Source organism: Kluyvera sp. (genome assembly GCF_965301105.1).
The window spans coordinates 1-9,795 of record NZ_CBDKZX010000109.1 but is presented as its reverse complement, the minus strand read 5'-3'; the positions used below and the strand labels follow the sequence as shown (position 1 = coordinate 9,795).

Sequence of the window (9,795 nt, the reverse complement as noted above, 5' to 3'; positions counted from 1 at the left end):
GATCGATAAAGAAATTAGGCATGTCTTAACGGCTCCTGTTTAAGTTAAGACTTGGATTGTTCTGACTGAGCAGCGCCCGCTGCGGCTTGCTGTTTATCGTCAGAAGTGACTTCCTGGGCTTTTACCTGCACGCCAGGTTTCACTTTTTGCAGACCGCTGATGATGACGCGATCGCCATCTTTCAGACCTTCGGTCACCAGCCATTTATCGCCAATGGCCTGGGTCGCAACAATCTGGCGGGTTTCAACTTTATCGCCTTCACCGATAACCAGCGCACTCGCGTCGCCACGTGGCGTACGGGTGACACCCTGCTGAGGCACCAGCAGCGCAGTCGGGTTGGTACCTTCTTCCAGACGCGCACGCACGAACATGCCCGGCAGAAGCGTATGATCTGGGTTCGGGAAGATCGCGCGCAGCGTGATAGAACCGGTCGTCTGGTCAACGGTCACGTCAGAGAACTCTAAGGTGCCGCTCTGCGGATATTTGATGCCGTCGTTGGTCACCAGATCCACTTTCGCTTTGCCGTTTTCTTGTTTCAGTTTGCCATCCGCCAGCTCCTGCTTCAGGCGCAGGAAGTCGTTGCTGGACTGCGTAACGTCAACATAGATAGGGTCCAACTGCTGAACGGTGGCCAGCGCGGTGGTTTGCCCGTTCTGTACCAGCGCGCCTTCGGTGACCGAAGACTTACCAATGCGTCCGCTGATAGGCGAGGTGACTTTGGTGTAAGCCAGGTTGATACGCGCGGTTTCTACGGCGGCTTTTGCGGCGACAACGGCGGCGTTAGCCTGTTGGGCATCGGCCAGGGCGGTATCGTAATCCTGTTTACTGATGTACTGAGTACCCAGCAGTTTAGAGTAACGGCTGACGGTCAGTTTGGCGATGTTCGCTGCCGCTTCGGCTTTCGCTAAATCACCTTTCGCACTTTCATAAGACGCCTGGTAAGTTGCCGGATCAATCTGATACAGCGATTCGCCCGCTGTGATTTCGCCACCTTCGATAAAGTTGCGCTTCAGAATAATACCGCTGACCTGCGGACGAACTTCCGCGATACGGAAGGCGCTGGTACGTCCCGGTAATTCTGTCGTGATTACAAGAGGTTCAGATTTGAGCGTCACAACGCCAACTTCTGGCATATGTTGTGCTCCTTGCTGAGCTGGTTTGTCGTCACATCCTGTTAGCGCTAAGCTGCCTGAGAGCATCAGAACGACCGCCAGAGGCGTTAACCCTCTGTTTTTGTTCATATGTAAACCTCGAGTGTCCGATTTCAAATTGATCAATGGCTTAAAGCCAATAAACCCATTGCTGCGTTTATATTATCGTCGTGCTATGGTACATACATTCACAAATGTATGTAAATCTAACCTCTGTAAATTCACCGACCTATGGCACGAAAAACCAAAGAACAAGCGCAAGCTACGCGTCAGCACATACTGGATGTTGCCCTACGGTTGTTCTCACAGCAGGGGGTATCATCTACTTCACTCGCCGAGATTGCAAAAGCGGCTGGGGTGACGCGTGGGGCAATCTACTGGCACTTTAAGGATAAGTCGGATCTGTTTAATGAAATCTGGGCGTTATCAGAATCCAGCATCAGCGATCTTGAGATTGAGTATCGGGCAAAATTCCCGGGGGATCCACTCTCAGTATTGAGGGAAATCCTGGTTTACATTCTCGAAGCTACCGTGCTCGAAGAGCGCCGACGTCTGATGATGGAAATCATTTTTCACAAATGTGAGTTTGTCGGTGAAATGGCCGTAGTGCAACAGGCACAGCGTAATTTATGTTTAGAAAGTTACGATCGCATTGAACAGACGTTAAATGACTGTGTGGCAGCCAACGTCTTACCGGCTAATTTGCTCAGTCGCCGCGCGGCTATTCTCACCCGCAGCTATATTTCCGGGCTGATGGAAAACTGGCTGTTTGCTCCAAGCTCGTTCGACCTACGGGCAGAGGCGCAGGCTTATGTCGCCATCCTGCTCGAGATGTACCAATTTTGCCCGACGCTGCGCGGCGAGACGCCGGCCTGAACCTTCCTTAATTACCAGGAATAATCCTGGATTCTGCGACTTTTCGCCTGTAGCCAGAAGTGCTATTCTGCGCAGGCATTTATCCCCGGTTTTTCACCGGCTTTAGCAACCACTCATGTTAAAATTATGCTGCATAATATCCGCCCTCGGGCCACGATTTCCGCATTTTTCATTATTATTGTCTGCTTTCTTTTCTCGTTAGCCACGGCGCAGGCGCGCGCGCTCAACGGTAGCGATATTCCTGACCGCGCCGATGTCCAGGATCAGCTATCGGCGTTGAATAACAAGAAAGACCTGACGCCGCAGGAAAAACTGGTTCAGCAGGACCTCACGGAGACTCTGCAGCTGCTGGATAAAATCGACAACGTGAAGGCGGAAACCGCGGCGCTGCAAAAACAGGTGGATCAAGCTCCGCTCAAGCTGCGCCAGGCCACCGATAATCTCAATGCGCTGAGCGACGTTGATAGTGATGAAGAAACGCGAAAAACGTTGAGCACGCTGTCCTTGCGCCAGCTGGAAGCTCGCGTCTCGCAGGCCGTTGACGATTTGCAAAATGCGCAAAACGACCTTGCCACTTACAACAGCCAGCTGGTTTCGCTGCAAACCCAGCCAGAGCGCGTACAGAACGCCATGAACTCAGCCTCGCAGCAACTGCTGCAGGTGCGAAACAGCCTGAACGCGAACACCGTCGGGGACGGGCTGCGGCCGACCCAGCAGACGATGCTACAGGTGCAGAAAACGCTGCTCGACGCCGAAATTGAGCTACAGCGTAAAAGCCTCGCCAGCAATACCTCTTTGCAGGATACCCTGCAAAAACAACGTGACTACGTGACCGCTTACAGTACGCGTCTGGAGCACCAGCTTCAACTGCTGCAGGAAGCGGTGAACAGCAAGCGCCTGACGCTGACGGAAAAAACCGCCGCTGAAAACGCCTCGCCGGAAGAGACCGCCCGCATTCAGGGCAATCCGCTGGTGAAGCAGGAGCTGGAAGTTAACCATCAGTTAAGCCAGAAGTTGATTACCGCCACCGAAAGCGGCAACCAACTGGTGCAACAGAACATCAAGGTGAAAACCTGGCTCGACCGCGCGCTGCAATCTGAACGTAACGTAAAAGAGCAGATTGCCGTCCTGAAGGGAAGCCTGCTGCTGTCGCGTATTCTTTATCAACAGCAGCAGACGCTGCCGTCGGCGGATGAACTGGAGGATATGACCACCCGCATCGCCGACCTGCGACTCGAACAGTTTGAGATTAACCAGCAGCGTGATGCCCTGTTCCAGAGCGATGAATTCGTCGCCAAACTGGAGGAAGGGCATAGCAGCGAAGTGGATAGCGAAGTGCACGACGCGCTGCTGCAAATTGTCGATGCGCGCCGCGAAATGCTGGATCTGATCAACAAACAGCTGGGCACCCAGCTGATGATGGCTATCAACCTGCAAATCAATCAGCAGCAGTTGATGAGCGTGTCAAAAAGCCTGAAATCCATTCTTACCCAGCAAATTTTCTGGGTTAACAGCAATAAACCGATGGACTGGGACTGGATTAAGTCCTTCCCGGAAGCGCTGAAAGACCAGTTTAAGTCGATGAAAATCACCGTAAACTGGGAGAAAGCGTGGCCCGCCGTGTTTGTCGCCTTCCTTGCCGGGCTTCCGCTGCTGCTGATTGCCGGGCTGATTCGCTGGCGGCTACAGTGGTTGCGCAGCTATCAGGACAAGCTCGGCGATCAGGTGGGTAATCTTCGTAACGACAGCCAACTGCATACGCCGAAGGCTATCCTCATCGATCTCATTCGCGCGCTGCCGGTGGTGCTGATCATTCTGGCGATTGGCCTGATTTTGCTCACCATGCAACTCAACATCAGCGCGCTGCTGTGGGCATTCAGTAAAAAGCTGGCGATTTTCTGGCTGGTGTTTGGTCTGTGCTGGAAGGTGCTGGAGAAAAACGGCGTTGCCGTACGCCACTTCAATATGCCGGAACAGCTAACCAGCCACTGGCGTCGGCAGATTGTGCGCATCAGCCTGGCGCTGCTGCCGCTGCACTTCTGGTCGGTGGTGTCCGAGCTTTCGCCGCTGAACCTGATGGACGACGTGCTGGGGCAGTTCGTGATTTTCCTTAACCTGCTGGTGATTGCGACGCTGATGTGGCCAATGTGCCGCGAAAGCTGGCGCGATAAAGAATCACACAGCCTGCGCCTGATCACCATGACCGTGCTGGCGTTGGTGCCGGTCGGCCTGATGGTGCTGACCGCTACCGGTTATTTCTACACCACGCTGCGCCTCTCTGGCCGCTGGATTGAAACCGTTTATCTGGTGATCTTCTGGAACCTGCTCTACCAGACCGTGCTTCGCGGCCTGAGCGTCGCGGCGCGACGCATCGCATACCGTCGTGCGGTCGCGCGTCGGCAGAATATGGTGAAAGAGGGGGCCGAAGGCGCCGAACCGCAGGAAGAACCGGCGATCGCGCTGGAGCAGATCAACCAGCAGACGCTGCGTATTACCATGCTGGTGATGATTGCGCTGTTTGGCGTGATGTTCTGGGCTATCTGGTCAGACTTAATTACCGTCTTTAGCTATCTGGACAGCATCACCCTGTGGCATTACAACGGCACCGAAGCCGGGGCGAGCGTGGTGAAAAGCGTCACCATGGGCAGCCTGCTGTTCGCCATTATCGCCTCGATGGTGGCGTGGGCGCTGATCCGTAACTTACCAGGTCTTCTGGAAGTGCTGGTGCTTTCGCGGCTGAACATGCGTCAGGGGGCCTCCTACGCCATCACCACGATTCTGAACTACGTGATTATCGCCGTCGGGGCGATGACCGTGTTCGGCTCGCTGGGCGTGTCGTGGGATAAACTGCAGTGGCTGGCCGCCGCGCTGTCGGTAGGTCTTGGTTTTGGTTTGCAGGAGATTTTCGGTAACTTCGTCTCCGGCCTGATTATTCTGTTTGAACGTCCGGTTCGCATTGGCGATACGGTGACGATCGGCACCTTCTCCGGGACGGTTAGCAAGATCCGCATCCGCGCGACGACCATTACTGATTTCGATCGCAAAGAGGTGATCATCCCGAACAAAGCGTTTGTCACCGAACGTCTGATCAACTGGTCGCTCAGCGATACCATCACCCGCGTGGTGATCCGCCTTGGCGTGGCTTATGGATCGGATCTGACCAAAGTGAAAGAGGTGCTGCTGAAAGCGGCGATGGAGCATCCGAAGGTGATGCACGATCCGGAGCCGTCGGTCTTCTTTACCGCTTTTGGTGCCAGCACGCTGGATCACGAACTGCGTCTGTACGTGCGTGAACTGCGCGACCGTAGCTACACCGTCGATGAGCTGAACCGCACCATCGACCGCCTGTGCCGCGAAAACGACATCAATATCGCCTTCAACCAGCTGGAAGTGCATCTGCACAATGAGAAGGGCGATGAAGTGACGGAAGTGAAGCGCGATAGTAAAAATGACGGCAAGGATATGATTGCCGATTGAGAGCAGAAGGGGCGACACGGGTCGCCCTTTTTTATTCTGTGGTGGTAGCCAGGTCTTCGGCGCTTAAACCGGTTAGCTGGGTAATCAGCGTGATGGATAGTCCTGCGTTTAACATATTGTGGGCAATTTTAAACGCTTCCTCCCGACGGCCCATGGCTTCGCCTTGCTTACGTCCTTTTTCGGCAAGCCATTCCGCAATTGTCATCAACTGTTCCTCGTGCTGTGGCGAATATTCTCCCAGTGTCGACATGAGCTTCTCCTTTTGCTGTGAGCGGCCTGACTGCAGCATATAACTAATCAGCGCCTTTAACTGTGGTGCGGTTAACCAATTTTCAACCAGTAGCGCGCCCAGTTGCTCCTGTAAGGTAGCCAGATCGCGCTGGCGAATATGTTTTAACAGTAATTCCAGCATCGCCATCCTGCGGTGGGTCATAATTTCGCTATCTGGTACGACGGTTATATCAATCAGCGGGAAATCCTGCGTGTACAAACGGGTTGCTATCTCGGGATCGGCAAATAGCGCAAGCCAGTTCAGATGAAACGGCCATGGGCTGGTGCTGCCGTGATAAAAGAGCATGGGGATAACCAGCGGTAGGGTATCGTGACCCGCGTCGAGATGCTGCTGCATGGCGGCGATGGCATAGCGCATCAGGCGAAAGGGCATCAGCTTATCCGTTGTGCTCTGGTGTTCGATCAGCACATAGATATAGCCGGGGCCGTCACAGGTCTGCAGCGAGTAGAGAATATCAGAATGACTGGCACGCAGGCTCTCTTCCACGAAGCTGCTGGAGGTCAACCGTAGCGTCGCCAGATTACAGCGCGATAAAAGCGCCTGGGGAAGATGCACCTGTAAAAAATCGAGCGCTATCGCTTTGTGGCGTAAGAGCTGTTTAAAAATTGCGTCATGCGGTGTTGTTGAAAAGATATCCATGATGTTCCGTCATCGCATTGCCCGTCGATGGCGAGAAATCTGCCACAGACGATGACGTAACCGCAGCTGCCCGATCGCCGTTTTACGAGGCGTCTTCCGCGTTTTTTAACTTGTTGAGGTAATCTTTGCGCACCATCTCCAGCGCGCTTAGCACAATTTCCGGGGCGATTTGGTTGCTCTCCAGCAGTTCTATTAAATCGACCGCCAGCTTGACGTCATCGGGCGCGTTTTCCAGCGACATACTTTCTCCTTTAGCGCGTGATGCGCGCCAGCACTCGTTCTATTTCTTCCAGCGCCTGACGGCAGCGGGCAAGGCGACCGTCAAAGGCGGTAATTTCGCGGGCCAGACGCTGTTGATCGTCGAGCGTGGTCGCCTGCTGATACTGCTGCTGGCGCTGCTGCTTCATCTCCAGCAGACGACGCTCAAACTCCTGTGTTTCCAGCCGCTTACGCTGCCAGCGACGTAACCCCGGCGAGGCGCTGTCCCACACGCGCAGCGACCAGGCTTCGCTTTCCCGATTGATGGCTTCAATTTGCGCCGCAAGGCGTTCAGCAAGCCAGGCAACCTGTGGCAGTTGTTGCTGCTCGACGGCGTGCTTTAACTCCTGAAAATGGGCGTTCGCCTCATCAAGATAGGCCTGCATTTGGGTGCTGCGCGTCTGGAACAACTGACGGTCAAAGCGGGCGCTCAGCGTGGCGTGCGCGGAAAGCGGCGCGATACGCGCCTGCAGACGCGCAAGCTGTTGTTCCAGCGTTTGTAAAAGCAGGGCCGTTTTCACCGGATTCTCCGTTTTCTTGTTATCGGCTATGCTACAGTAGCATGCTCATTTGATAACGATTCGCATTATGCAGCGTACTATTCTAATCATTATTGGCTGGCTGGCGGTAGCCCTCGGCACAATCGGCGTTGTGCTGCCGCTGTTGCCCACCACGCCGTTTATTCTGCTGGCCGCCTGGTGCTTTGCCCGCTCGTCGCCGCGTTTTCATAACTGGCTGCTGTATCGCTCCTGGTTTGGCGGCTATCTGCGCCACTGGCAGCGTTACAAAGCTATGCCGCCGGGCGCGAAGCCGCGCGCCATCGCGGTGATTTTGTTGACCTTTGCTGTTTCGCTGTGGCTGGTCAATTTGCTGTGGGTTCGTCTACTGCTGCTGGTCATCCTCTGCGGATTGTTGATTTTTTTATGGCGAATTCCCGTCGTTGATGCAGAGCAACAAAAGCCGTGAACCGCATTAATGGTGTTGCAATTCTGCGAGCTTGCCAGTAAATTCTGGCGTTTTCGAGCACAGGCGCGCCTGGTTAAAAGTTAATCAAATGTAACTTTTAGCCCATTTTGCTCGCCTTGAGTAACACTGTTTCAATCAGGCACAAACCTATGACCGCAACTGCACAGCAGCTTGAATATCTGAAGAACAGCATCCAGAGCATCCAGGATTATCCGAAACCTGGCATTCTTTTCCGCGATGTCACCAGCTTACTGGAAGACCCGAAAGCCTACGCGCTCAGCATTGAACTGCTGGTCGAGAAGTACAAAGACGCCGGTATCACCAAAGTCGTGGGTACCGAAGCGCGTGGTTTCCTGTTTGGCGCGCCGGTCGCGCTGGCAATGGGCGTAGGTTTTGTCCCGGTGCGTAAACCACGCAAGCTGCCGCGTGAAACCATCGCCGAAAGCTACGAGCTGGAGTACGGCACCGATCAGCTGGAAATCCACGTTGACGCGATCAAGCCGGGCGACAAAGTGCTGGTGGTCGACGATCTGCTGGCAACCGGCGGGACCATTGAAGCGACGGTGAAACTGATCCGTCGTCTGGGTGGCGAAGTGCACGATGCGGCCTTCATCATCAACCTGTTCGATCTGGGCGGCGAACAGCGCCTGGAAAAACAGGGCATCACCAGCTACAGCCTGGTGAATTTCCCGGGGCACTAAGCATTTCCCGATACATAGCCTCGCCGATCCGGCGGGGCTGTGGTAGCATTATCCCTTCGTGAATCCACCTTCCAGCGTTTCAGAGCCTGCCAATGAGTTATCAGGTCTTAGCCCGAAAATGGCGCCCACAAACCTTTGCTGACGTCGTCGGCCAGGAACATGTGCTGACCGCACTGGCGAACGGCTTATCGTTAGGGCGCATTCATCACGCATATCTCTTTTCCGGCACCCGTGGCGTCGGGAAAACCTCTATCGCCCGCTTACTGGCGAAGGGGCTGAACTGCGAAACCGGCATTACCGCCACGCCTTGCGGCGTGTGTGATAACTGCCGTGAAATTGAGCAGGGGCGTTTCGTCGATTTAATTGAGATTGACGCCGCCTCGCGAACCAAAGTCGAAGATACCCGCGACCTGCTGGATAACGTCCAGTACGCGCCTGCGCGCGGGCGCTTTAAGGTCTATCTGATCGACGAAGTGCACATGCTCTCCCGCCACAGCTTCAACGCCCTGTTGAAGACGCTGGAGGAGCCGCCTGCGCACGTCAAATTCCTGCTGGCGACCACCGATCCGCAAAAATTGCCGGTGACCATTCTCTCGCGCTGTCTTCAGTTCCACCTCAAGGCGCTCGACGTTGAGCAGATTCGCCATCAGCTTGAGCATATCCTCGACGAAGAGCATATCGTCCACGAGCCTCGCGCCCTGCAGCTGCTGGCGCGTGCGGCGGACGGCAGCCTGCGCGATGCGTTAAGCCTCACCGATCAGGCGATTGCCAGCGGCGAAGGCCAGCTGACAACCGTCTCCGTCAGCGAAATGCTTGGCACGCTGGATGACGACCAGGCGCTGTCGCTGATTGAAGCGCTGGTGGCCGCGAATGGCGAGCGGACGATGGAACTGGTTAACGATGCCGCGCTGCGCGGCGTCGACTGGGAGGCGCTGCTGGTTGAAATGCAGAGTCTGCTGCACCGGATTGCCATGGTTCAGCTGTCGCCTGCGGCGCTGGGCAGCGATATGGCGGCGATTGAACAACGGATGCGCAACCTTGCGCGTACCGTGCCGCCCACCGACGTACAGCTGTACTATCAAACGTTGCTGATTGGCCGCAAAGAGCTGCCGTTCGCGCCGGATCGCCGCATGGGCATTGAAATGACGCTGCTGCGCGCATTGGCATTTCATCCGAATGCGCCGCTGCCGGAGCCGGAAAGGCCGCAGCAGACGTTTGCGCCTGCCTATGCCCCGGTGACGCAACAGCCTGCGCCCATGCCTTCTGCCGCGCCGATGACGCCGCCGCCAGCGGCCGCGCCGCTGCCAGAGTCCACCAATCAGGTGCTGGCCGCGCGACGTCAGTTGCAGCAAAGCAGTCAGGGAGCAACCACCCCAAAAAAGAGTGAACCGGCAGCCGCTTCCCGCGCGCGGCCGGTGAATAACGCTGCGCTGGA

At 55.5% G+C, this 9,795-nt stretch carries 9 protein-coding genes and 1 other annotated feature; of the genes, 5 read left to right on the top strand and 4 right to left on the bottom strand.

The window, feature by feature from the left end:
• Positions 1-44: 44 nt before the first annotated feature.
• A complete protein-coding gene (acrA, locus tag ACW14G_RS20985; RefSeq protein ID WP_163445952.1) occupies positions 45-1,241 on the bottom strand; it encodes a multidrug efflux RND transporter periplasmic adaptor subunit AcrA in 1,197 nt (398 codons plus the stop codon).
• 141 nt (positions 1,242-1,382) lie between these two features.
• On the opposite strand from acrA, the gene acrR reads away from it, so the two are divergent.
• Together acrR and mscK are read left to right on the top strand one after the other, a co-directional pair.
• Positions 1,383-2,027, top strand: a complete 645-nt coding sequence (gene acrR, locus ACW14G_RS20980) for a multidrug efflux transporter transcriptional repressor AcrR (RefSeq protein WP_249022206.1) — start codon at positions 1,383-1,385, stop codon at positions 2,025-2,027.
• Between the two features lie 126 nt (positions 2,028-2,153).
• Positions 2,154-5,504, top strand: coding sequence for a mechanosensitive channel MscK (mscK, locus tag ACW14G_RS20975; protein ID WP_163445954.1), 3,351 nt, complete (start codon positions 2,154-2,156; stop codon positions 5,502-5,504).
• Between the two features lie 31 nt (positions 5,505-5,535).
• Here the strand turns inward: mscK and ACW14G_RS20970 are convergent, their stop codons facing one another.
• The 3 genes from ACW14G_RS20970 to priC all read right to left on the bottom strand — a co-directional run bounded on the left by ACW14G_RS20970 (position 5,536) and on the right by priC (position 7,214).
• Positions 5,536-6,435, bottom strand: a complete 900-nt coding sequence (locus tag ACW14G_RS20970; RefSeq protein ID WP_249022205.1) for an Rpn family recombination-promoting nuclease/putative transposase — start codon at positions 6,433-6,435, stop codon at positions 5,536-5,538.
• 82 nt (positions 6,436-6,517) lie between these two features.
• Positions 6,518-6,676, bottom strand: a complete 159-nt coding sequence (gene rsmS / locus ACW14G_RS20965) for a pleiotropic regulatory protein RsmS (protein ID WP_167576466.1) — start codon at positions 6,674-6,676, stop codon at positions 6,518-6,520.
• A 10-nt stretch (positions 6,677-6,686) separates the two neighbouring features.
• Positions 6,687-7,214, bottom strand: a complete 528-nt coding sequence (gene priC / locus ACW14G_RS20960) for a primosomal replication protein N'' (RefSeq protein WP_163445956.1) — start codon at positions 7,212-7,214, stop codon at positions 6,687-6,689.
• Between the two features lie 67 nt (positions 7,215-7,281).
• On the opposite strand from priC, the gene ACW14G_RS20955 reads away from it, so the two are divergent.
• The 3 genes from ACW14G_RS20955 to dnaX form a co-directional block, all read left to right on the top strand.
• Positions 7,282-7,659, top strand: a complete 378-nt coding sequence (locus ACW14G_RS20955) for a DUF454 family protein (RefSeq protein ID WP_163445957.1) — start codon at positions 7,282-7,284, stop codon at positions 7,657-7,659.
• A gap of 149 nt (positions 7,660-7,808) precedes the next feature.
• Positions 7,809-8,360, top strand: coding sequence for an adenine phosphoribosyltransferase (apt, locus tag ACW14G_RS20950; RefSeq protein ID WP_052283817.1), 552 nt, complete (start codon positions 7,809-7,811; stop codon positions 8,358-8,360).
• 92 nt (positions 8,361-8,452) lie between these two features.
• Positions 8,453-9,795: DNA polymerase III subunit gamma/tau (gene dnaX, locus ACW14G_RS20945; protein WP_455648764.1), on the top strand; the 1,343-nt coding region annotated here is incomplete at its 3' end.
• Positions 9,717-9,781, top strand: a sequence feature (DnaX frameshifting element). It overlaps the preceding gene by 65 nt.

Excerpts from the sequence above, each read along its gene's own strand:
- acrR (WP_249022206.1), top strand. The coding sequence starts at position 1,383 with ATGGCACGAAAAACCAAAGAACAAGCGCAAGCTACGCGTCAGCACATA.
- rsmS (WP_167576466.1), bottom strand. The coding sequence starts at position 6,676 with ATGTCGCTGGAAAACGCGCCCGATGACGTCAAGCTGGCGGTCGATTTA.
- ACW14G_RS20970 (WP_249022205.1), bottom strand. The coding sequence starts at position 6,435 with ATGGATATCTTTTCAACAACACCGCATGACGCAATTTTTAAACAGCTC.
- mscK (WP_163445954.1), top strand. The coding sequence starts at position 2,154 with ATGCTGCATAATATCCGCCCTCGGGCCACGATTTCCGCATTTTTCATT.
- acrA (WP_163445952.1), bottom strand. The coding sequence starts at position 1,241 with ATGAACAAAAACAGAGGGTTAACGCCTCTGGCGGTCGTTCTGATGCTC.
- ACW14G_RS20955 (WP_163445957.1), top strand. The coding sequence starts at position 7,282 with ATGCAGCGTACTATTCTAATCATTATTGGCTGGCTGGCGGTAGCCCTC.
- apt (WP_052283817.1), top strand. The coding sequence starts at position 7,809 with ATGACCGCAACTGCACAGCAGCTTGAATATCTGAAGAACAGCATCCAG.